Source organism: Butyrivibrio sp. AE3003 (assembly GCF_000686065.1).
Lineage (GTDB): Bacteria > Bacillota > Clostridia > Lachnospirales > Lachnospiraceae > Butyrivibrio > Butyrivibrio hungatei_A.
Genome location: NZ_JMLX01000001.1, coordinates 1,666,617 through 1,689,453, shown reverse-complemented (window position 1 = coordinate 1,689,453; position 22,837 = coordinate 1,666,617). Strand labels below are relative to the sequence as shown.

Here is a 22,837-nt window from a genome sequence, read left to right as displayed (position 1 = left end):
TAAGGATAGCGAAGAATGGGAGAAAAGTCCGAGATCAAGAAAAAGTACATTCTTGATAAAGCAAGAACAGTTTTTGCTGATAAAGGTTTTAAGAATGTAACAATGAAAGATATAGTTGATGCCTGCGAGATAAGTCGTGGGGGTCTTTATCTCTATTTCTCAAGTACGGATGAATTATTCCTTTCGGTTCTTTCTTCAGAGACCGATGAGGATGATGAAGAGACCATTACTGCCGCTCTTACAGGAACTGCAACTGCCGGTGATATGTTGGCTCTTTTTTTGAAGGAACAGAAGAAAGAAATTCTCAGAAAGAAGAACAATCTTACTGTCGCAACATATGAATATTTTTCCGTTAATAAAGTATCGCCAAAAGATAATCCTTTGAAAGACCAGTTTGATACTGCTGTCAGGATTATTGAGAGATTAATTGAAAACGGCATCGAGAGCGGTGAGTTTTATTGTGAGAACCCTTTGGGGTGTGCTCGCAATCTTATGTACGTTGTGGAAGGACTCAAGATTACTTCCAAGACTGTCGGCATTTCAGAAGAAGCCATTGACAAAGAACTAATGTATGTTTTAGAGGGATTAGTGCCCGAAGAATTAAATATTAATGATGATTAATAGAGAGTGCTTTTTTTAAGGCACTCTATTATTATGAGTTAGCTATAAATTTTTATGATAAACAAGGAGATATTATGAGCACTGTAAAACGAATCTATGTTGAAAAAAAAGCACCTTACGCAGGCAAGGCTAAGGAGCTTAAGGCTGAGATCAAGGGCTACCTTGGAATAAAGAGTGTTGAGGATGTAAGAATCTTCATCAGATACGATGTTGAAAATGTTTCTGATGAAGTGTTCGAGAAAGCCTGCACAACAGTATTTTCTGAGCCTCCTGTAGACATTCTTTACAGAGAAGAGATCGAAGTTCCGGCTAATGCCAAAACATTCAGCATAGAAGCACTTCCCGGTCAGTTCGATCAGAGAGCTGATTCAGCTGAACAGTGCGTTCGCTTTATAAAGGGAGACGAGGAGCCTGTCATCAAGACAGCAGTTACATACATGCTTATCGGTAACGTCTCCGACGAAGAAGTTAAAAAGATCTGCGATTACACAATGAACCCTGTAGATTCAAGAATCGCAGCTGACAAGAAGCCTGAGACACTCGTTTCTGTATTCGACGAACCTGAAGATGTAAAAATCTTTGACGGATTCAAGGATATGGATGAGGCTGAGCTTAAGAAGCTCTACGAGTCACTCGGACTTGCAATGACATTCAACGATTTCAAGTGGATCCAGACATATTTCCATGATGATGAGAACCGCGATCCTTCAATGACTGAGATCAGAGTTCTTGATACATACTGGTCAGACCACTGCCGTCACACAACTTTCGGAACAGAGCTCACAGATATAGAATTCGAAGACGGCTTCTACAAAGAGCCTATTGTTAATGCATATAACGAGTACCTTTCAGCAAGAGAGGACCTCTATAAGACAGAAGAGAAGAAAAAAGAGAAGTTCATTTCCCTTATGGATATCGCACTTATGGGAATGAAGAAGCTCAAGAAGGACGGAAAGCTCACAGACATGGAAGAGTCTGAAGAGAACAATGCCTGCACAGTTGTTGTACCTATCGACGTAGATTACGGCGAGGGAACAAAGAGAGAGAACTGGCTTGTGTTCTTCAAGAATGAGACACACAACCATCCTACTGAGATCGAGCCTTTCGGTGGCGCTGCAACATGTCTTGGCGGTGCTATCAGAGATCCGCTTTCAGGAAGAGGATATGTATATCAGGCAATGCGCGTAACAGGTGCTGCAGATCCTACAGTTCCCGTTGCTGAGACAATGAAGGGCAAGCTTTCACAGAAGAAGCTCGTTCGCGGTGCTGCATCAGGTTATTCTTCATACGGTAACCAGATCGGACTTGCAACAGGATATGTAAAAGAAGTTTACCATCCCGGCTACGTTGCAAAGCGTATGGAGATCGGTGCTGTTATGGGTGCTGCTCCTCAGGAACATGTGATCAGAGAGTCTGCAGATCCCGGAGATATCATTATTCTCCTTGGCGGACGTACAGGTAGAGACGGCTGCGGCGGAGCTACAGGTTCTTCCAAGGCTCATGACTCAAAGTCACTTACAAGTTGCGGAGCAGAAGTTCAGAAGGGTAATGCACCTACAGAGAGAAAACTCCAGAGACTTTTCAGAAGACCTGAAGTAAGTGAACTTATCAAGAAATGTAACGACTTTGGTGCCGGCGGTGTATCCGTAGCAATCGGTGAGCTTGCACCCGGTCTTGATATCAACCTTGATCTTGTACCCAAGAAGTATGCAGGTCTTGACGGAACAGAGCTTGCTATTTCTGAGTCACAGGAGAGAATGGCAGTTGTTGTTGCTCCTGCCGATGCAGAGAAGTTCCTTGGCTATGCGGCAGAGGAGAACCTTGAGGCGGTTAAGGTTGCCGTTGTAACAGAAGATCCCAGACTTGTGCTCAACTGGAGAGGCAAGAAGATCGTTAACTTAAAGAGAGCATTCCTTGATACAAACGGAGCACATCAGGAGACAAAGGTTAAAGTTGACCTTCCTAAGGAAAATGATAACTACTTCAATAAAGTAGCATCAGATAAAGTTAAGTCTGCACTTTCAGGTAATGACGCTAAGGCTGCATGGATAGCACAGCTTCAGGACCTCAACGTATGCTCACAGAAAGGTCTTGTAGAAATGTTCGATTCATCAATCGGCGCAGGATCGGTTCTTATGCCTTACGGTGGAAAGTACCAGCTTACAGAGACACAGACAATGATCGCAAAGCTTCCTGTTCTTTCAGGAAAGACTGACACGGTAACAATGATGAGCTACGGCTTCGATCCTTATCTTTCAAGTTGGAGCCCTTATCATGGAGCTGCTTATGCAGTAACAGAGTCTGTATCAAGAATAGTTGCATCAGGTGGTGATTATAAGAAGCTCCACTTCACATTCCAGGAATACTTCAAGAGAATGACCGAAGATGCGCAGCGTTGGAGCGAGCCTTTCACAGCACTCCTCGGAGCTTTTGAAGCACAGCTTCGTTTCGGAATCGCTTCAATAGGTGGTAAGGATTCAATGTCAGGATCCTTTAATGAGATCAACGTTCCGCCTACACTCGTATCTTTTGCGGTAGATGTTGCAAAGCTTTCGGATGTTATCACACCTGAGCTTAAAAAGGCAGGAAACAAGCTTGTACAGTTCAAGCTTCCCAGAGATTCATATGACCTTCCCGATTACGATAAGGTCATGGAGATATATAGTGCAATTACAGAGCTTATGAGAAACGGAAGTATCGTTTCAGCATATGCTGAGGACAGCTACGGAATCGCCGCTGCAGTAAGTAAGATGGCATTCGGTAACGGCCTCGGAGTAAAGATTGATGCCGGTATCAAGGCAGAAGAGCTCTTTACAAACGATATGGCTGACATCGTTGCGGAAGTCAGTGCAGATAAGCTTGAGGATGCACTCAAGGTAGCAGGCGCACGCCTTGTCGGTGAAGTTACTGACAATGCTGCATTCGAGGTTCAGGGAGCGGTTATCACAATGGATGAAGCTCTTGCAGCATGGAAAGGAAGCCTCGAAAAGGTATTCCCTTCAACCGTAAATGAGGAAAAGACAGCTGTAGAAAGCCCTCTGTTTAAGGCTGACAGCGTATATGTATGCAAGAATAAGGTTGCAAAGCCTACAGTATTCATCCCTGTCTTCCCCGGAAGTAACTGTGAGTACGACAGTGCCCAGGCATTCGAGAGAGCAGGCGCAAATACAAACATCAAGATATTCAAGAACAGAAATGCAGAGGATATCGTGGAGTCTGTAGCAGAGTTTAAGAAAGCTATAAAGGATGCACAGATCATCATGTTCCCCGGTGGATTTTCAGCCGGTGACGAACCTGACGGAAGTGCTAAGTTCTTTGCGACAGCGTTCCAGAATCAGGAGATAAAAGAGGCGGTTGAAGACCTCTTACAGAATAGAGATGGCCTTGCGCTTGGTATCTGTAACGGTTTCCAGGCTATGATAAAGCTCGGACTTGTTCCTAACGGAAAGATTACAGGCCAGACTCAGGATTCACCTACACTTACATTCAATACCATCGGAAGACACATTTCCAAGATGGCATATATCAAGGTGGTTTCAAACAATTCACCTTGGCTCCGGGAAGCAAAGCTCGGCGGAGTATATACAAACCCTGCTTCTCACGGAGAGGGAAGATTTGTTGCTCCCGATGCGGTTCTTGATGAACTTTTCAAGAACGGCCAGATTGCAACACAGTACTGCGACCTTGAAGGCAATGTAACAATGGATGATGAGTGGAATATCAACGGATCTTACAGAGCAGTTGAAGGTATTCTTTCACCTGATGGAAGATGCCTTGGTAAGATGGCTCACTCAGAGAGAAGAGGCGACGGCGTAGCCGTAAACATCTTCGGAGATCAGGATATTAAGATATTTGAGTCAGGTGTTAAGTACTTCAAGTAATTGAAAAAAGGTCTTGGTCATAGTAAGACCGGGGGGCTTTAACAAGACAGAACTTTAGCATAGAAAATCGGAGGTAGTAATGGAAGCTTTTTTGATATTAGAAGACGGAACAGTCTTTGAAGGCAAGCACATAGGTGCAGATAAAGATGTGATAAGCGAGATTGTTTTTAACACATCTATGGCAGGATATACAGAGGTATTCACAGATCCTTCCTACGCAGGACAGGCGGTATGTATGACTTATCCGCTTATCGGAAACTACGGAGTTTGTCTCGATGATATGGAATCAGAGAGACCCTGGGTTGATGCGATCATCGTAAGAGAGCTTTCTCATATACCTTCAAACTTCCGCTGCGACATGTCCATTCAGGACTTTATGGATAAATACGAGATTCCCGGAATCGAAGGAATCGATACAAGAAAACTTGTAAGAATCCTCAGAGAAAAGGGAACAATGAACGGTATCATCACAACAAACAAGAACTTAAAGTACGATGATATCAAGGAAAAACTTCACGCTTATACAACAGGCGATGTTGTAAGCAAGGTTTCCTGCAAAGAAAAGAAGTTCTTAAAGGGTGTTTCAAGCCTTGAAGAGAACGGACCTCTTTCAGGAAGTGCGGTATTTAATGCAGAGAACTACAAGGCCGATCTTGCAGGAGATCATTCAAAAAGAGAAAAGAGACCTGCAATTGTTAAAGAGCTTAACGGAAAAGGCCTCAAGGTAGCACTTCTCGACGTAGGCGCCAAGAAGAATATTGCAGATTCACTTGCAGCAAGAGGATGTGATGTTACAATCTATCCTTCAAATACAACGGCTGAGGAGATCCTCGAGGATGCTCCCGACGGTATCATGCTTTCAAACGGCCCCGGAGACCCGAAGGAGTGTGTGGATGTTATTAAAGAGGTGAAGAAACTCTACGATTCAGAGACACCTATTTTTGCAATCTGCCTTGGACATCAGCTCATGGCGCTTGCAACAGGTGCGGATACATTCAAGATGAAGTATGGTCACAGAGGTGGTAACCACCCGGTAAAAGACCTTTCAAACGGCAGAGTTTACATCTCATCACAGAACCACGGCTATGTAGTAGACATGGACAAACTTGATAAGAACGTGGCTGAGCCTGCTTTCATAAACGTTAACGACGGAACAAACGAAGGACTTGCTTATGTTGGTAAGAACATCTTTACAGTGCAGTTCCATCCCGAAGCATGCCCCGGACCACAGGATTCAAGCTATTTGTTTGACAGATTTATAGATATGATGAAAAAAGGAAAAGTAGGAGGTAAGAACTGATGCCAAAGAATAAGGATGTAAAAAAGGTACTGGTAATCGGTTCAGGACCTATCGTAATCGGACAGGCTGCTGAGTTTGACTATGCAGGAACTCAGGCATGTCGTTCGCTTAAAGAGGAAGGAGTAGAGGTTATCCTCGTAAACTCCAACCCCGCTACAATCATGACAGATAAGGACATTGCCGATGAGGTTTATATCGAGCCTCTTACAGTCAAGGTCCTTGAGCAGATCATTGAAAAAGAAAAGCCCGACTCAATCCTTCCCACACTTGGAGGACAGGCAGGACTTAACCTTGGTATGGAACTTGATGAGTCAGGATTCCTTAAGTCACATGGCGTAAAGCTTCTCGGAACAACAGCCGAGACAATCAGAAAGGCCGAGGACAGACAGGAATTCAAGGACACCATGGAGAGAATCGGTGAGCCTTGTGCAGCTTCACTTGTTGTTCACAATGTACAGGATGGTGTTGAGTTTGCAAACAAGATCGGATATCCCGTAGTTCTTCGCCCTGCGTTCACACTTGGTGGATCGGGCGGCGGTATCGCTCACAATCAGCTTGAGTGCGAGGAAATACTTGAGAACGGACTCAGACTTTCACGTGCAAACGAAGTTCTTGTAGAGAGATGTATTGCAGGATGGAAAGAGATTGAGTACGAGGTAATGCGTGACTCAGCTGGAAACTGCATCACGGTATGTAACATGGAGAATATCGATCCCGTCGGCGTACATACAGGTGACTCCATAGTTGTTGCTCCTTCTCAGACACTTTCCGATAAGGAATATCAGATGCTCAGAAGCGCAGCTCTCAATATTATTGATGAGCTCCGGATCACAGGTGGATGTAACGTTCAGTTCGCGCTTCACCCCACAAGCTTCGAGTACTGCGTAATTGAGGTTAACCCTCGAGTAAGCCGTTCATCAGCACTTGCTTCAAAGGCAACAGGTTATCCGATTGCTAAGGTTGCGGCTAAGATCGCGCTCGGCTATACACTTGATGAGATCAAGAATGCAATTACAGGTAAAACATATGCAAGTTTCGAGCCTACACTTGACTACTGCGTAGTTAAGTTCCCGAGACTTCCTTTCGATAAATTCATCACTGCAAAGAGAACTCTTACAACGCAGATGAAAGCTACAGGTGAGGTAATGAGTATCTGCACCAACTTTGAAGGTGCCATGATGAAAGCTATCCGCTCACTTGAGCAGCATGTTGACTGCCTTACAAGCTATGATTTCTCAGAGCTTGATGATGAAGAACTCAGAGAGCGTCTTAAAGTTGTAGACGACCAGAGAATCTGGGTTATCGCAGAGGCACTCAGAAGAGGAATCTCACACGAAGAGATCCATGACATCACACTCATCGACATCTGGTTCATTGATAAGCTTCATTCACTTGTTAAGATGGAACTTAAGCTTCTTAGAATCGGTGAGAAGAATACAATGGGTAAGGATGCAGACCTTGCGGAAGCAAAGAAGATCATCAGCTTTGAGACACTTCTTGAGGCTAAGCGTCTTGAGTATCCCGATGCTGTTATCAGCAGATTTACACGCTTCTCTGAGGATGTGTTAAAAGAGCTCAGATATGACTACAACATCAAGGCTACATTTAAGATCGTTGATACCTGCGCGGCTGAGTTTGCGGCTGAGACACCTTACTACTACTCAGTTTACAACGGACCCGATTCAGAGGATGAGGCAGCACTTAAGAGTAGCACTGACAAGAAAAAGATCCTTGTACTCGGTTCAGGCCCAATCAGAATCGGACAGGGTATCGAGTTCGACTATTGCTCTGTTCACGCAACATGGGCATTTAAGAAAGCCGGATTTGAGACAATCATTATAAATAACAACCCGGAGACTGTAAGTACAGACTTTGATATTGCCGATAAGCTTTATTTCGAGCCTCTTACACCCGAGGATGTTGAGAATATCGTAAGACTTGAGAAGCCCGACGGAGCGGTTGTTCAGTTCGGCGGACAGACAGCTATCAAGCTCACTCAGGATCTCATGAAGATGGGCGTAAAGATCTACGGAACAGATGCTAAGGACGTAGATGCGGCAGAAGACAGAGAGATCTTCGATCAGATTCTTGAAGAGACTCAGATCAAGCGCGCACAGGGTGCTACTGTTTATACTGCAGAGGAAGCAAAAGAAGTTGCCAACCGCCTCGGATATCCCGTACTCGTAAGACCTTCTTACGTACTTGGCGGACAGGGCATGCAGATTGCTCTTTGCGATGAAGAGATAGAAGAGTTCATGAACATCATCAACAGATATGCGCAGGATCATCCTATCCTTGTAGATAAGTACCTTCAGGGTGTTGAGACTGAAGTTGATGCGGTTTGCGACGGAGAAGATATCGTTATCCCCGGTATCATGGAACATATCGAGAGATCGGGTATCCACTCAGGAGATTCAATCTCTGTATATCCCGCACAGTCTCTTTCCGATAAGGTTAAGCAGACAATTGCTGAATATACAAGAAGACTTGCAAAGGCTCTTCATGTAATAGGACTTATAAATGTACAGTTCATCGCTGTAGGAGATGATGTTTATATCATCGAGGCTAATCCAAGATCATCACGTACAGTTCCTTATATCAGTAAGGTAACAGGTATTCCGATTGTTGACCTCGCTGCAGAAGTAATGCTCGGAAAGAAGCTCAAAGACCTCGGATATACACCCGGACTTCAGCCTGAAGCGGGTTACGTGGCTATCAAGATGCCCGTATTCTCATTTGAGAAGATCAGAGGCGCTGAGATCAGTCTTGGACCTGAGATGAAGTCTACAGGTGAGTGTCTCGGCATCAGTAAGAACTTTAACGAAGCTCTTTATAAGGCATTCCTTGGTGCGGGAGTCAACCTTCCTAAATATAAGCAGATGATCATCACTGTTAAGGATTCCGATAAGGGCGAGATCATCGATATTGCAAGACGTTATGAGAAGCTTGGCTATATCATTTACGCTACAAGATCAACGGCTGATACGCTCACAGAGAACGGCGTAAAGGCAAGAAAAATCAATCGTATCAACCAGGAATCACCTACGGTCATCGACCTTATACTCGGACACAAGATCGATCTTGTTATCGATACACCTACACAGGGAAGAGATAAGAGCCGTGACGGATTCCTTATCAGAAGAACCGCTATCGAGACAGGCGTAAATGTTATTACAGCCCTTGATACCGCAAAAGCCCTTGTTACAAGTCTTGAGAACGAGAGCACGGAAGAAGGACTTGAGCTTGTTGATATCGCAAAGATTTAAGCGGTGCTAAAGTATATAAAATATTAAGTATAACTGGTTAAAATCAGTATATTTCTAAGTAGTTTAATTCCCGGTCTTATTTGGTTAAGGCCGGGAATTCTTTATTCTGAAAATGTGATGATATAAATTTCTTTTTAACATTTATTCCCCGAGAAGCGCCAAGATATGCTATAATTATGCAATGAGCTATGGGGAAAAAATATGTCTAAATTAATCTACGAAAATCCGCTTGGAATACAAGAAAATATTAAAGATTTTGTGTGTGAGCACATCGCCGAGATATCTTTTGAGAACAATGCCATGAGGCTTTCGGGCAAAAGAGCAAATGATATGCCGGTAGTTTTGTGGTGTCCTGTTTCTTTTCCTGCAGATATCAAGGTTGAATGGGAGTTCAGACCGCTTAAGGAGCCCGGAGAAGCTACGTTTATTTTTGCGATTAAGGATGATAATGCTTTTTATGTCTCATATTTCAGAAGAAAAAACGATAAAGACAGGGCTTTTCATATGTGTAAACTCATAAAGGACAAAGGGGAGTTTATCGTGGCGGAAGGGCCGGATCCTATTCCCGATGCGTCGGAAGATCTTCCATGGTACAGAATGTGCGTTATTAAGCAGGGAAACAGGGTGACTTTTTCAGAAAATGAGACAGTTATTCTTGATTTCAGGGATGACGGTATTACCAGCGGAGATATACTTACGGGCGGAAGCATCGGATTTAAGCAAAGCAGCGAGCTTACAGCCGAGTATAGGAATCTCAGGGTTACTTGGATATAATATTAAGCGAAATATTTTGTATATCTTAATGATAGGGAGATGTGAACGATGAAAATACTTGTAATAAACGGGCCTAATCTGAATTTTCTTGGGATCAGGGAGAAAGCAATCTACGGAAATCAGGATTATGACTATCTTTGCAATATGATCAAAGAGAAAGCGAATGCTGAAAAAGATGAAGTAATTCTTTTCCAGTCCAATCATGAAGGTGCGATAATAGACAGGCTCCAGGAAGCGTATTTTGACGGAACCGACGGAATAGTAATAAATCCGGGCGCATATACACATTACAGCTATGCCATTCACGATGCTCTAAAGAGTCTTGAGAATATCACAAAAGTGGAAGTGCACATTTCGGATATCAGTTCCAGAGAAGAGTTTAGAAAAGTGTCCGTGACAGCACCTGCCTGCGATAAGCAGATATATGGACACGGTCTTGACGGTTATCTTGAAGCGATTGATTATATTAAAGAGATCAAGCTTAAATAAATATATTATATAAGGCTAAACGAACGCTTTAGATGATGATTTCTAAAAAAATAATTTATAAAATATAACCACGAATGATTGACTTATGCTTATAATGTGTTAAATTGTTAAGGAGATATTACGTATGTGAATAAATATTTCTTTAAAGGAGTTATAGTATGAAAACTATTATAAGAATGAGTGCACTTGTTTTCGCGGTATTATTTTTGAACATAATATGTACAGTGCCTTCACACGCGAGTGATACAGATGATTTTGATGCAGAATATTATGCCAATGCATATCCCGATGTTCGTGCGGTTATTGGAAGCAAACCGATAGATCTTTACTGTCATTACCTCAATTTTGGAATGAATGAGGGAAGATTTAAGAATGCTGCAGAAGAGGCAACAGGCGTGGCTTCTTGTTCAATCGATACATATGTTGATGTTGATATCGCAAACCAGACGATGACCTATTACAAAGACGGAGAGGTCGTTTTATCATCATCTTGTGTTACAGGTAATCCAAACACGGGTAATTCAACTCCGAAGGGCAGTTTTGTTTTAAGAACCAAGATTCCGGGAAAATATCTTGTAGGACCCACATGGAACGTATGGGTAGACAGATGGATGAGATTTACAGGAAATGTCGGACTTCATGATGCAAATTGGAGAAGCAAGTTTGGCGGAAATATCTATAAATCCGACGGATCTCACGGATGTGTAAATCTTCCTACCGAGACGGCTTACGAATTGTATGATATGATAGACGTAGGTACGGCGGTTATCGTTCACTAAAATATTTTGAGGGGAAATGAGATGGAATTTGATCTGTCTGCAATTACAGGATCGGTAAATAAGTATTTAAACTCTATATCCGATACCAATAAGCTTCTTGCGCAGAAAAAAAAGCGAGACGGCTTTTGATCCCAATCTGAGCGGCCTTTTTGAAAAGTATCTTAATAAGGCTATGCTTGATGAAACGCAGAAGAAAACCGAGGGCATTTCAGGTGAAGGCGCATTTAAGTCGTTGCTTGGTAGCATGGATCCCCCGGCAGCTTATCCATATAATTATGATAAGGCAGATATTTCGCCTGCGAAAAATACAGCAACTACAGCTGAATCGGATAGTGCAAGGCGTATAGATACAACCGTTCCGTTTCCCAAGTTTGATATAGGCAGCATGATCGCTGACAATATCGCTTCACACAGTAGATTTAATACTGATGTAATTAAAGTATCGGAGCATCAGACACAGAGAGAAATTGCTGCAAACAGCATGAATCCGTTCTATACAAATATGATACGCAGCTCAATATTTGATATAGATAATAACGGAGAAGATGAAAAAAATAGTTGAAAAATCAAATCCTATAGTTTAATATAAACTAGTTGTTTGATGTAAAGTTTTAGGAGGATTATTATATGATTTCTGCAAGTGATTTCAGAAATGGTATGACCATCGAAATCGATGGCAATGTATGTCAGATTATTGAATTCCAGCACGTTAAGCCCGGTAAAGGCGCTGCTTTCGTAAGAACTAAGCTCAAGGATATCATCAACGGTGGTGTTAAAGAGACAACTTTCCGCCCCACTGAGAAGTTCCCTGCAGCTCGTATCGACAAGAAGGATATGCAGTATCTTTATCAGGATGGAGATATTTACAACTTTATGGATTCCGAGACTTATGAGCAGATCGGACTTACAGCAGATCAGATCGGAGATTCTCTCAAGTTCGTTAAAGAGAACGAGATCTGCAAGGTTAACTCTTATAACGGAAACGTATTCGCAGTTGAGCCTCCTATGTTCGTAGAGCTTACTATTTCAGAGACTGAGCCCGGATTCAAGGGTGATACAGCAACAGGTGCTACAAAGCCTGCAACAGTTGAGACCGGTGCTACAGTAGCAGTTCCTCTCTTCGTTAACGAAGGAGACGTAATTAAGATTGATACAAGAACCGGCGAGTATCTTTCAAGAGTATAATCTGGACACAATACCTAACTGACACGTAAAACGGTCATATTAAATTTATAAAGAAACAAATGTAAGACAATAGATTTCGCATTTATATATGCGCAAGCTATTGTCTTTTATTTTTTTAGGAGAGATATTAATGAGAAATATTATAGTAAATAATGGAAATATTGATTTAAGTTTCTTTGGAAGCTTTGATGGCGTTGAGGATAAATTGTCATTTAAATTAATTGGTATTAAAGATAATTTGGAGTATCTTGAAGATATTCCCTACCGTAAATTTGAAGATCTTGCAATGGTGCCTATATGTATGGTAAGAAACGCTGAAATAGGAGAAGGACATATTACCATAAAGAATTCGCATCTGGATCTTTGGGGAATAACCTATGACAGATTATGGGAAAACCTTATAGAGAATGCTGCAAAAATATCCCGGATAAAGTTGGTAAGTATGTCTGATTTTCTTGGTGAAGAATATATTAACAATTCTGGGTTTTTACAAAATATCATCATAGTTTCTAACAAAGAACAGAATTATGGAGCAGGTGCCATATTATATCCGGGAGTACTTGAGAAAATATCCGATAAATACGGGAAAAACCTGTATGTTCTTCCTGCATCGGTGCATGAAGTCTTGGTTTTGCCGGAACGAGGCGATGAAAATGAAGCAGAAATGCTTGAATCAATAGTGCGCCAAGTCAACGCAGGAGTGCTTACAAGAGAAGAATTTTTGAGCGATAAGATTTATTACTATGAAAAAAGTGTAGGAAATCTCGCCGTTTGTGAATAAGTGTGCGCTGAAACGTGCATAAATACTGAATATATATTATACTTTATTTTATCTTCATTAAATGTTAAAATATATATTGTAATTAGATTAATTGTTTTGCAACAAAATATTATGCACAACAACGCATAGAGGGTAGGGGTAGATCATGAAACGAAAAAGAAGAAATCAAGTAACAGGATGGAGAAACGACAGACAGGGGGTATTGGCAGTGTTTGCCGATAACAAGAAGTTTCTTATGCCTGGAATCTTTTTGGTAGCAGTTCTTATAACTGTAGCTGTAGCACATAAGGCAAATACTATGGCATCTGAGTCGGCACTGAAAGTAAACAAGGCTTCCATGGAAGATGTAAAAGAAGTTGAAGAGATCAAGATGGAAGAGTGTAAGGATCAGAAAATAATCGATCTTGTTAATTCATATTATCAGGCACAGGCTGAAGGAAATAAGGATGTAGTAAACAGTATTTACAAGGGACTTGATGATACACAGGGACTTAAGGCAGAGGCAATATCACAGTTTATTGAGAAGTATGAATCTATTACTGTATATACTAAGCCCGGTCCGGTTCCCAACAGTTACATTGCATATGTGTACAATATGGTTAAACTGGTAAATTATGATAAAGCTCTGCCCGGTCTTGAAACGTTGTACATCTGTACAGATGAAAACGGGGATTTATATTTTGATGCTTATTCTGAAGATCAGATGATCATTGATTATATTAAATCTCTTAGCGTACAGACTGATGTTATCGATCTCAATAATAAGGTTGCGTCTGAGTACAATGAACTTATAAATTCGGATGAGAATCTTGCAGCACAGCTTACAGCTATGAGGAATGATCTTAAGTCAGCTATGGGAGAAGCCATGGTTAATCAGGCAAATGCCGATGCATCTACAGATGAGGCGGGTGATGCTGCTTCTGAAGAGGCATCACAGGAACCGGAGGCGCCTACTACTCATACTATTAAAGCAAGAGAAGTTGTTAAGATCAGAAAAGGAGACAGCACAGATGCCGAAGAACTTGGTAAGACTGAAGCCGGCCAGGAACTTGTAGAGATCGAAGCTCAGCCTAACGGATGGAGTAAGATCGAATACAATGGCGGAGAAGCTTTCGTAAAGACAGAGTTCTTTGATCGTGTTGATGAGCAGGCGGGTGATGGACAGAATGATTCATCCGATACAACGGAAGCTAATAATAATGCAGATAGTGCAAATGGAAAATTAGGAAACAAGAAGATCAAAAATGATGCAGTAAATCTTCGTAAAGGACAGGGAACGGATTCTGCTGTACTTGCTTGCCTTGACAAGGGAGTAACCGTAAGTGTTATCGAAAATTGCGATAACGGTTGGTCAAAGGTTGAGTATCAGGGACAGACAGGTTACGTAAAGACAGAATTTATTGAGCAGTGATACGGAGGTAATTAAAGATTTAAAAAATATACACATCGGCTGGAATCATTAAACCTGTAAGTTCGCTCCGGTTGGACATTGCAATGCCCATATGGTATTATTGTTGGGTATGCACCCGTAGTCTAATGGATAGAACGGAGGCCTCCGACGCCTTTAATGCAGGTTCGATTCCTGTCGGGTGTATTTGCTTTGAGAGTGTAATGCATTCTCTATTAAGAAACGATCAGGGGTAGAGCATGAAACAAAGAAAGCGTAGTCAAGTTACAGGCTGGAGAAATGATAGAACCGGTATTTTGGCGATATTTGCCGATAATAAGAAGTTTCTCATGCCGGTTATTTTTTTTATTGCGGTCCTTATAACTGTAGTAATTGTATTTAAGGCAAACCGCACGGCTTCTGAAGATGCATTGGCGGGTGATAATTCTTCGGTTGGAGAAGTGAATGAGATTCAGGAAATCACAATGGAAGAATGCCAAGATCAGAACATAGTAGATCTCGTTAACAGATATTATCAGGCTATGGCTGACGGAAATAAGGAAGAAGTCAATAATATCTACAGAGGACTTGATAATACGCAGGGACTTAAGGCAGAGGCTATATCCAGATTTATCGAAAAATATGATTCAATCAAGGTATATACAAAGCCGGGGCCGATTCAGAACAGTTATATAGCATATGTTTATAATATGGTTAAGCTGTATGATTATGACAAGGCTCTTCCGGGACTTGAAACACTTTATGTATGTACAGATGAGAACGGAGAAGTGTATATTAATGGTGATTCAGAGGATGAGACCATCATTAATTATATTAAGTCTCTTAGTGTTCAGGCTGATGTAATCGATCTTAACAATAAGGTTGCGTCTGAATATAACGAGATGATTAATGACGATGAAAATCTTGCGGCACAGCTTACAAACATGAGAAAAGATATTCAGGCTAAGGTGGCTGAAGCAATGGTTGATCAGTCATCAGGAGATGCATCTGCGGACAACTCGGGAGAGGCTGCTTCAGACGGAGCTTCTATGGACGCTGAGGTGCCGACTACTCACACTATCAAAGCTAAGGATAATGTAAAAGTCAGAAAAGGCGACAGTACGGACGCCGAGGAAATCGGTAAGGTTGAAGCCGGTGATGAACTTACAGAGATTGAAGCACAGCCAAATGGTTGGAGTAAGATCGAATATAACGGCGGCGAAGCTTTTGTAAAGACAGAATTCTTTGAAAGAATCGATAACGGAACCGAAGTTGGTGAGGGACAGGCAGATACATCATCAGATGCTGCATCGAATTCAGCAGACGGTAATGCGACAGCCAAAAATGAAAGCAAGAAGATAAAAGGTGACTCTGTCAGACTGCGTAAGGGACAGGGAACCGATTCAGCTATCCTGGCTACTATGGATAAGGGCTCAACTGTTAAGGTAATCGAGGGATATTCTAACGGATGGTCAAAAGTTGAATATGATGGAAAGACAGGATATATTAAGAGCGAGTTTATCGACGGCTGATAAGTAAGTCGTCGTCGGGCAGGGGTAGATCATGAAACGAAAAAAGAAAAATCAATCTGCAGAAGTGAGAAATGTAAGGCATAGAGAAGGGTCGTTTTTTTCCGACAATAAAAACATTTTTATGCCTATAATATTTTTTGCCGCTGCATTTGTAACTGTAGCAGTTTCATATAAGGCAAATCTTATGGTGTCCAATTCTGCACTTAAGGCCGGTAAAGCCTCCATGGGCGGATCAAATCAGATTGAGGAGAGCGCTCTTGAAGAGTGTACTGATCCCGATATAATTAATCTTATCAGCAGGTACTATACTGCTATCATTGAAGGCAATGCGGATGAAGTAAACAGTATCTACAAAGGATTTGATAATTCGCAGGGAATAAAGGCTGAGGCTTTAAGCGAAATCATCGAGAGATATGATTCAATCAGGGTATATACTAAGCCCGGTCCCGTTCCCAACAGTTATATTGCATTTATATATCAGCTGGTAAAGCTTGCTGATTACGACGAAGCATTACCCGGTTTGGAAACGCTGTATATTTGTACCAACACGGAAAACGGAGAGTTATACATATGCGGTGATACGGATGATCAGACGGTCATTGAGTATGTTAAAGCACTGAATGCCCAGGCAGATGTGATCGATCTTAACAATAAGGTTTCATCTGAATATAATGAGATACTAAATTCTGATGAATCTCTTTCATCGTTTCTTGCGGCAAAGAGCACTGCAATCAAGAAGAAAGTGGAAGATGGATTGGAAGATAAGGCAAAGGCCAATGCTGCAATTGCTGATGAGAAAAAGAAAGAAGAGTGGCAAAATATTGATGCGCACCAGGTGCGTATTATCAGAGCTACCGATATTGTAAATATCAGAGCGAGTGACAGTACAGAGGCAGAAGTTATTGAGAAGACTGAGATAGGTAAGGAATATCAGGAAATCGAGAAACTTCCCAACGGATGGAGCAAGATCTCTTATGAGAGAAATGGAGAGACCATTGAAGCATATGTAAAGTCGGAGTATTTTGAGCTTATCGATGACGGATCCGGTGCAGATGATGAGCAATCCGAAGAAGCTGCAAATGATGCTTCTTCAGAATCTACAGATAACAGTGCAGAAGATAGTTCGTCAGATAAAAAAGACACTGATGATAAAAACACTGATACTAAAGATAACAAATCAGATGGAAAAGGCGAGACAAAGACTGTAAATGGAGATTCAGTCAGACTCCGTAGCGGACAGGGAACAGATTCCGCTATTCTGACCAGCATGGATAAGGGAGCAACTGTTAAAGTGCTTGAGAATCTTCCATCCGGATGGTCAAAAGTTGAATATGAGGGACAGACAGGATATATTAAGAGTGAATTTATCGACCAGTAATACGGAGGTTGTTGAATGTTTGGACGATTTAAGGTGGGAATCATGGGCACCGGCAGGATGGCTGAGCTCATGGCAATGACACTCAAATCAATGAGAAATGTGTCATGTTATGCTATTGGTTCCAGGACAAAAGAAAGTGCCGACAGCTTTGCGAAGAAGTTAGGCATAAAAAAAGCATACGGTTCATATCAGGAATTGGTAAAAGATCCCAAGATAGACCTTATCTATATTGCGACACCTCATTCTGAGCATTTTAAGAACGTAAAACTGGCTCTTTTAGCCGGAAAAAATGTATTATGTGAAAAAGCATTTATGCTTAATGAGAAACAGGCGGATTTGGTATTTAATTACGCCGAGGAGAACGGGATTTTTCTTTCTGAGGCTATGTGGACAAGATTTCATCCTATGCGTAAGAAGCTTCAGGAAATACTTGAGAGCGGCGTTATCGGTGAGCCCAATATGCTTACTGCGAGCCTTGGATATAACGTTGCCGATAAAGACAGGATAACAAAACCGGAGCTTGGAGGCGGTGCTCTCCTTGATCTTGGTGTATATACGCTTAATTTTGCTTCTATGGTGTTTGGCAATGATGTTGATGATATTATTTCCGTTTGCACCTATAACGATGAAGGAATGGACATGAATGACAGCATCACCATAAAATATAAGGATGGTAGGATGGCTGTGCTCAATGCTTCTGCGCTTTCTATGAGCGACAGAAGTGGTGTCATTTATGGAAGCAAAGGCTATATTATCGTAGATAACATCAATAATATCGAAGGAATTTCGGTATATGATGAGAATCACAATGAGGTTGCTTATCATAAGCGTCACAGGCAGAAGACCGGATACGAATATGAGATTGATGCTTGTGTGAAGGCTATACAGCAGAAATTGACGGAATGTTCCGAAATGCCTCATTCTGAGTCTCTCATGATGCTCAAATTTATGGATTTTATTAGGAAAAGAAATGATATAACATTCCCCGGGGAGTGGAAAGGAATTGATGAAATAGATGAAGATGAGTTTTATGAAGAAGCCGAAGAGGACGATTTTGAATAAGCTATAATTAAACGGTAAAAAAGTCAGTTGAGCGGAAGAAATATGAAAAAAGAGTTTTTTTTGGGGACACTTGTATTTATATTCTTGTGGGTTAGTTTTCCTGTGTCCGGTCATGCCGATGAATATGATGATAAGATCGCAGAGTCAGTGAGAGAGATCTCCGATCTGCAGAGGCAGACTGATGAAGCCAGAAAAGCTATAGAAAATCTTCAGGGTGAAAAAGAGAAGACAAAGTCGAATGTAGAAAATCTTAAGAATCAAAAACAAGGTTTTCAGAATCAGATCAATGATTATTCCAACAAATTAAATGTTATAAGTAAGGAAATATCGAACAACGAAGCTGAGATGGATGCGGTTTCGGAAAATATAATCAGGTTGTCAAATGAGCTTTCCGAAGCAAAAGCGCAGGAAGAAGAGCGCTATAAGAATCTTAAGCTTCGTATAAAGGCAACTTATGAAAAAGGCGGAGATAAGGGTGTATTGCAGACTCTCTTGGGTTCCGGCTCTTTTCGTGATTTTTTGACAAGGTTTGAATACTTAAATGCGGTAGTTGCCTATGATAATAAGAAAATCAGCGAATACAAGGCTTTACAGAGAGAGATAGAAGCGAAGACCGATGAAGTTAAGCATGAAGAAGAAAGACTTCAGTCCATACAGAATGAGCTTGATAATAAGCAGGATACATTGGAATCTTTGACAGCAACTGTCAACGGACAGTTACGGTCGACAAACAAAACGCTTAGTGACGAAAACGGAAAGCTTGCGGACTATGATAAAGAGCTTGCAAGACTTGACCAGCTTCAGAAGGAACTGGCTGCTAAAGTTGCTTCCGCACAGGCTGAGTATGCAAAAAGACTTACCAACAGACCTAAAGAGAATACAGGTGGTGCTTATGCCGCTTCGGATTCCGAACTTTTGTGGCTGGCGGCTACAATACAGGCGGAAGCTGACGGAGAGTCCTATGAAGGAAAGCTTGGTGTCGGTTCTGTTATAATGAACAGGGTAAAGAGTTCGGCTTTTCCTAATGATGTTGTCGGTGTTATTACTCAGAATATGCAGTTTGCATCATATCGCTCGGGTAAAGTTGAACTTATTATGGGTAGAGGTCCCAATACTATGTGCTTAAAAGCAGCACAGGCAGTTTTGGGTGGCGCCCGTACAGGTGATTATCTTTTCTTTATGACAAGGTACTGGGCCGATCATTATGGAATAGCTGAGTATACCATGGTAGGTAATCATGCATTCTTTTACAAGTGGGTTGTGAAGGAGAAACCTCCGGAAGAACCACAGCCAGAGGAGCAGCAATCGCAGCCACAGCCTGAACAGAATCAGGAAGCTCCTGCGGAAGAGAACAATGAAGAAGAAAACCATGACGAGGATTCGGGCGATGATTCAGATGATGATTCGAACGATGAGGATGACAGCGATGACGAGTAAATATCTTCACTTGAAAAAAGCGGAAAGATTTTTTTGATTTAATGTAATAAAGACTATTGCACTTTAAAAGTCTAAAGCGTATAATACCATTCAGACAATGATGTTTGCGCAATGGGGCGTGGAGACCACTGGTTTCCTACGCCCTTTTTCTATTAAGGAAAGACGGTGTGCAGATACATTATGAATTGTGTTAATATGAGTTTTTACTCAGTAATTAAATGTTTTATGTGCTTTTGCACAGGAAGGAGAACCAAAAAATGTCATATGTAGATGAGATTTACGACTATGTCGTAGCAAAGAATCCTGCTCAGCCTGAGTTCCATCAGGCAGTAAAAGAAGTGCTTGAGTCACTTCGTGTTGTTATTGAAGCTAACGAGGACGAGTATCGTAAGGATGCTCTTCTTGAGAGACTTGTAACTCCCGAGAGACAGATCCTCTTCAGAGTACCTTGGGTAGATGATAAGGGACAGGTTCAGGTTAACAACGGTTTCCGTGTACAGTTTAACTCAGCTATCGGACCTTACAAGGGAGGACTTCGTTTCCATCCTTCAGTAAACCTTGGTATCATCAAGTTCCTTGGTTTCGAGCAGATCTTCAAGAACTCTCTTACAAGCCTTCCTATCGGCGGTGGTAAGGGTGGTTCTGACTTTGATCCTAAGGGTAAGTCAGACAGAGAAGTTATGGCATTCTGCCAGAGCTTCATGACAGAGCTTTACAGACACATCGGTGCTGATACAGACGTTCCTGCCGGAGATATCGGTGTTGGCGGACGTGAGATCGGATATATGTACGGTCAGTACAAGAGAATCAGAGACGTATACGAAGGCGTACTTACAGGTAAGGGCCTTACATATGGCGGATCTCTTGCTCGTACACAGGCTACAGGATATGGACTTCTTTACCTTACAGAGGAGCTTCTTAAGTGCAACGGCTCTGATATCAAGGGTAAGACGGTTGCAGTTTCAGGTGCAGGTAATGTTGCTATCTACGCTATCGAGAAGGCACAGCAGCTTGGTGCTAAGCCTGTAACATGTTCAGATTCAACAGGTTGGATTTATGATCCCGAAGGAATCGATGTTGAGCTTCTTAAGGAAGTTAAGGAAGTTAAGAGAGCACGTCTTACAGAGTATGCTGCAGCAAGAAAGTCTGCTGAGTATCACGAAGGTAAGGGTGTATGGTCAGTTAAGTGTGATGTAGCTCTTCCTTGCGCTACACAGAACGAGCTTCTTCTTGAGGATGCTAAGCAGCTTGTAGCTAACGGTGTTCAGGCTGTATGTGAGGGTGCTAACATGCCTACATCTATCGAGGCTACTGAGTATCTTCAGGCTAACAAGGTTCTCTTTGTTTGTGGTAAGGCTTCAAATGCAGGTGGTGTTGCTACATCAGCTCTTGAGATGTCACAGAACAGCGAGAGACTTTCATGGACATTCGAAGAGGTTGATTCTAAGCTTAAGCAGATCATGGTTAACATCTTCCACAGCATTGATGATGCAGCTAAGAAGTATGGCATGGAAGGCAACTATGTTGCAGGTGCTAACATCGCAGGCTTCCTTAAGGTTGCAGAGGCTATGAAGGCTCAGGGTATTGTTTAATAAGTATTCTTCATAAAATATTAAATCATATAAAGACTGTCACACCAATTTGGTGCGGCAGCCTTTACTTACTCGATCCCTGTCCCAAGCTATCCGTTTAGAAACGTAGATATTTCACCATAAGGCAACAAGAAAATCCGCCTTATTGCCTTATGGTGAAAAACAACCGCCTTCAAACGGATAGCTTGGGAAAGGGCTGTCAACGAAATCAGGATTATGCAAAAATCAGTTTTTACATATCTTACTAATATCGAGGTGGTTGCAGATTAGCCCACCAATGAGTCCGACGATGATTCCGCTTACGGTGCCGGTAATCCACAGGACAACCAAGTACCAGAGGACGTTGGTGGTGCCGGTTACGAACATAGCTACGATGATCTGACCGATGTTGTGGGTTACACCGCCTACGGCACTTACACCGATGGGACTGAATTTGCCGGTCTTTTTAAAAAGAATCATGATTATGGTGCTGAGTAGACCGCCTACCAGTGAGAACATGAAAGCCATTAGGGTTCCGAAGAGCATGGATACTATGGCAATTCTGACGAAGTTGATAAAGAGTGAGCTCTTTTCACCCATAGAATATAGGGCGACTACTACTACGATGTTTGTAAAACCGGGTTTGATGCCCGGAACGGCAAAGAAGGCCGGAAGCTGCATTTCTACATAGCCTAGGATTATTGCGAGTGCGGTAAGTACGCCGTAGATTGCTGTTTTACTTGTTTTGGTCTTTATATTCATAAATTCTTTTACTCCGATATGGTGTCAAAGTTATTGTTATCTTTGGTATTTCCCTTTATTTCGATTACTACTTTGTTGGGAAGGCATATGATAGACTGGCCGCTTTTGTTGATATAGCCCATGCTGACACAAAGCTTGTCGGGACATGATGCATCTGTAAGATGAGCTTTTCCGTCTTTTACCTCAAGAATATTCTCGCCTCCGTGATATCCGCCGATGTTGTAAACGGTATCTTCGTCAAGGGGAAAAGATGCGACTTCCTTTCCGTCGACACTGACGACTACTGTTGCACCTTTTTTGGAAAAAAGAGAGATGCCGATCAGCATGACGACTGAAGTAAGTGTTAAAAAGATTATGAGAATAAGATCATTTTTTTTTGAATAGTTTTTTATCCACTAAAAGCCTCTCATATAAATAATTTCACACTAAAGTATATCAGAAAACATTGCAAAAATAGCATTTCAATTATGAATGTGGTAATTGTTTTCGTCTTTGAAAAAACGGGTTGCATTTTTGTTTTTTATATGTATAATAAATTTCTGTCAGTTTTCTGCTGACGAAATCTTGGATATTCATCCGGGATAATTCCACATTTTTTAATCAATATTATTTATTACTGTTTGGCGCGGTAA

General features: G+C 41.8%; 18 protein-coding genes and 1 tRNA gene. 17 read left to right on the top strand and 2 right to left on the bottom strand.

What is annotated here, in order from left to right; translation table 11 throughout:
• Positions 1 to 15 precede the first annotated feature (15 nt).
• From CD00_RS0108080 to gdhA, 17 genes are all read left to right on the top strand, one after another.
• On the top strand, positions 16 to 621 hold the full coding sequence (locus CD00_RS0108080; protein ID WP_026655510.1) for a TetR/AcrR family transcriptional regulator: 606 nt from the start codon (positions 16 to 18) through the stop codon (positions 619 to 621).
• Between the two features lie 74 nt (positions 622 to 695).
• Entirely contained in the window at positions 696 to 4,502 is a 3,807-nt protein-coding gene (locus tag CD00_RS0108075) for a phosphoribosylformylglycinamidine synthase (protein WP_026655509.1), read from the top strand.
• Positions 4,503 to 4,581: 79 nt separating this feature from the next.
• Positions 4,582 to 5,802, top strand: coding sequence for a carbamoyl phosphate synthase small subunit (locus tag CD00_RS0108070; protein ID WP_026655508.1), 1,221 nt, complete (start codon positions 4,582 to 4,584; stop codon positions 5,800 to 5,802).
• Positions 5,802 to 9,068, top strand: a complete 3,267-nt coding sequence (gene carB, locus CD00_RS0108065; protein WP_026655507.1) for a carbamoyl-phosphate synthase large subunit — start codon at positions 5,802 to 5,804, stop codon at positions 9,066 to 9,068. The genes CD00_RS0108070 and carB overlap by 1 nt, the downstream gene beginning before the upstream one ends.
• A gap of 201 nt (positions 9,069 to 9,269) precedes the next feature.
• Positions 9,270 to 9,842 carry a DUF1961 family protein gene (locus CD00_RS17720; protein ID WP_051199038.1) on the top strand — a complete coding sequence of 191 codons (573 nt, stop codon included), beginning with the start codon at positions 9,270 to 9,272 and terminating at the stop codon, positions 9,840 to 9,842.
• A gap of 48 nt (positions 9,843 to 9,890) precedes the next feature.
• On the top strand, positions 9,891 to 10,331 hold the full coding sequence (locus CD00_RS0108055; RefSeq protein ID WP_026655505.1) for a type II 3-dehydroquinate dehydratase: 441 nt from the start codon (positions 9,891 to 9,893) through the stop codon (positions 10,329 to 10,331).
• 158 nt (positions 10,332 to 10,489) lie between these two features.
• Positions 10,490 to 11,110: a L,D-transpeptidase gene (locus CD00_RS0108050; protein ID WP_026655504.1), complete on the top strand. Its 621-nt coding sequence runs from the start codon at positions 10,490 to 10,492 to the stop codon at positions 11,108 to 11,110.
• Between the two features lie 97 nt (positions 11,111 to 11,207).
• Positions 11,208 to 11,672 carry a hypothetical protein gene (locus CD00_RS0108045; protein ID WP_026655503.1) on the top strand — a complete coding sequence of 155 codons (465 nt, stop codon included), beginning with the start codon at positions 11,208 to 11,210 and terminating at the stop codon, positions 11,670 to 11,672.
• 65 nt (positions 11,673 to 11,737) lie between these two features.
• Positions 11,738 to 12,295: an elongation factor P gene (gene efp / locus CD00_RS0108040; protein ID WP_026655502.1), complete on the top strand. Its 558-nt coding sequence runs from the start codon at positions 11,738 to 11,740 to the stop codon at positions 12,293 to 12,295.
• 130 nt (positions 12,296 to 12,425) lie between these two features.
• Positions 12,426 to 13,076, top strand: coding sequence for a DUF5688 family protein (locus tag CD00_RS0108035; RefSeq protein ID WP_026655501.1), 651 nt, complete (start codon positions 12,426 to 12,428; stop codon positions 13,074 to 13,076).
• Between the two features lie 145 nt (positions 13,077 to 13,221).
• Positions 13,222 to 14,487, top strand: coding sequence for an SH3 domain-containing protein (locus tag CD00_RS0108030; protein WP_026655500.1), 1,266 nt, complete (start codon positions 13,222 to 13,224; stop codon positions 14,485 to 14,487).
• Between the two features lie 111 nt (positions 14,488 to 14,598).
• Positions 14,599 to 14,670 (top strand) — tRNA-Arg (locus tag CD00_RS0108025).
• 53 nt (positions 14,671 to 14,723) lie between these two features.
• Positions 14,724 to 15,995, top strand: coding sequence for an SH3 domain-containing protein (locus CD00_RS0108020; protein WP_026655499.1), 1,272 nt, complete (start codon positions 14,724 to 14,726; stop codon positions 15,993 to 15,995).
• Positions 15,996 to 16,116: 121 nt separating this feature from the next.
• Positions 16,117 to 17,373, top strand: a complete 1,257-nt coding sequence (locus tag CD00_RS0108015; protein ID WP_207640465.1) for an SH3 domain-containing protein — start codon at positions 16,117 to 16,119, stop codon at positions 17,371 to 17,373.
• Positions 17,374 to 17,388: 15 nt separating this feature from the next.
• Complete coding sequence (locus CD00_RS17715) at positions 17,389 to 18,435, top strand: Gfo/Idh/MocA family protein (protein WP_051199037.1); 1,047 nt, start codon at positions 17,389 to 17,391, stop codon at positions 18,433 to 18,435.
• Positions 18,436 to 18,477: 42 nt separating this feature from the next.
• Positions 18,478 to 19,872, top strand: coding sequence for a cell wall hydrolase (locus tag CD00_RS0108005; RefSeq protein ID WP_026655496.1), 1,395 nt, complete (start codon positions 18,478 to 18,480; stop codon positions 19,870 to 19,872).
• Between the two features lie 257 nt (positions 19,873 to 20,129).
• Positions 20,130 to 21,464, top strand: a complete 1,335-nt coding sequence (gene gdhA / locus CD00_RS0108000) for an NADP-specific glutamate dehydrogenase (RefSeq protein WP_026655495.1) — start codon at positions 20,130 to 20,132, stop codon at positions 21,462 to 21,464.
• A 225-nt stretch (positions 21,465 to 21,689) separates the two neighbouring features.
• On the opposite strand, the gene CD00_RS17710 is transcribed toward gdhA, so the two are convergent.
• Positions 21,690 to 22,205, bottom strand: coding sequence for a Gx transporter family protein (locus tag CD00_RS17710; RefSeq protein WP_034462035.1), 516 nt, complete (start codon positions 22,203 to 22,205; stop codon positions 21,690 to 21,692).
• Positions 22,206 to 22,213: 8 nt separating this feature from the next.
• Positions 22,214 to 22,558, bottom strand: a complete 345-nt coding sequence (locus CD00_RS17705; protein ID WP_255346816.1) for a NusG domain II-containing protein — start codon at positions 22,556 to 22,558, stop codon at positions 22,214 to 22,216.
• Between the last annotated feature and the right edge of the window lie 279 nt (positions 22,559 to 22,837).

Excerpts from the sequence above, each read along its gene's own strand:
- CD00_RS0108080 (WP_026655510.1), top strand. The coding sequence starts at position 16 with ATGGGAGAAAAGTCCGAGATCAAGAAAAAGTACATTCTTGATAAAGCA.
- CD00_RS0108075 (WP_026655509.1), top strand. The coding sequence starts at position 696 with ATGAGCACTGTAAAACGAATCTATGTTGAAAAAAAAGCACCTTACGCA.
- CD00_RS0108070 (WP_026655508.1), top strand. The coding sequence starts at position 4,582 with ATGGAAGCTTTTTTGATATTAGAAGACGGAACAGTCTTTGAAGGCAAG.
- carB (WP_026655507.1), top strand. The coding sequence starts at position 5,802 with ATGCCAAAGAATAAGGATGTAAAAAAGGTACTGGTAATCGGTTCAGGA.
- CD00_RS17720 (WP_051199038.1), top strand. The coding sequence starts at position 9,270 with ATGTCTAAATTAATCTACGAAAATCCGCTTGGAATACAAGAAAATATT.
- CD00_RS0108055 (WP_026655505.1), top strand. The coding sequence starts at position 9,891 with ATGAAAATACTTGTAATAAACGGGCCTAATCTGAATTTTCTTGGGATC.
- CD00_RS0108050 (WP_026655504.1), top strand. The coding sequence starts at position 10,490 with ATGAAAACTATTATAAGAATGAGTGCACTTGTTTTCGCGGTATTATTT.
- efp (WP_026655502.1), top strand. The coding sequence starts at position 11,738 with ATGATTTCTGCAAGTGATTTCAGAAATGGTATGACCATCGAAATCGAT.
- CD00_RS0108035 (WP_026655501.1), top strand. The coding sequence starts at position 12,426 with ATGAGAAATATTATAGTAAATAATGGAAATATTGATTTAAGTTTCTTT.
- CD00_RS0108030 (WP_026655500.1), top strand. The coding sequence starts at position 13,222 with ATGAAACGAAAAAGAAGAAATCAAGTAACAGGATGGAGAAACGACAGA.
- CD00_RS0108020 (WP_026655499.1), top strand. The coding sequence starts at position 14,724 with ATGAAACAAAGAAAGCGTAGTCAAGTTACAGGCTGGAGAAATGATAGA.
- CD00_RS0108015 (WP_207640465.1), top strand. The coding sequence starts at position 16,117 with ATGCCTATAATATTTTTTGCCGCTGCATTTGTAACTGTAGCAGTTTCA.
- CD00_RS17715 (WP_051199037.1), top strand. The coding sequence starts at position 17,389 with ATGTTTGGACGATTTAAGGTGGGAATCATGGGCACCGGCAGGATGGCT.
- CD00_RS0108005 (WP_026655496.1), top strand. The coding sequence starts at position 18,478 with ATGAAAAAAGAGTTTTTTTTGGGGACACTTGTATTTATATTCTTGTGG.
- gdhA (WP_026655495.1), top strand. The coding sequence starts at position 20,130 with ATGTCATATGTAGATGAGATTTACGACTATGTCGTAGCAAAGAATCCT.
- CD00_RS17710 (WP_034462035.1), bottom strand. The coding sequence starts at position 22,205 with ATGAATATAAAGACCAAAACAAGTAAAACAGCAATCTACGGCGTACTT.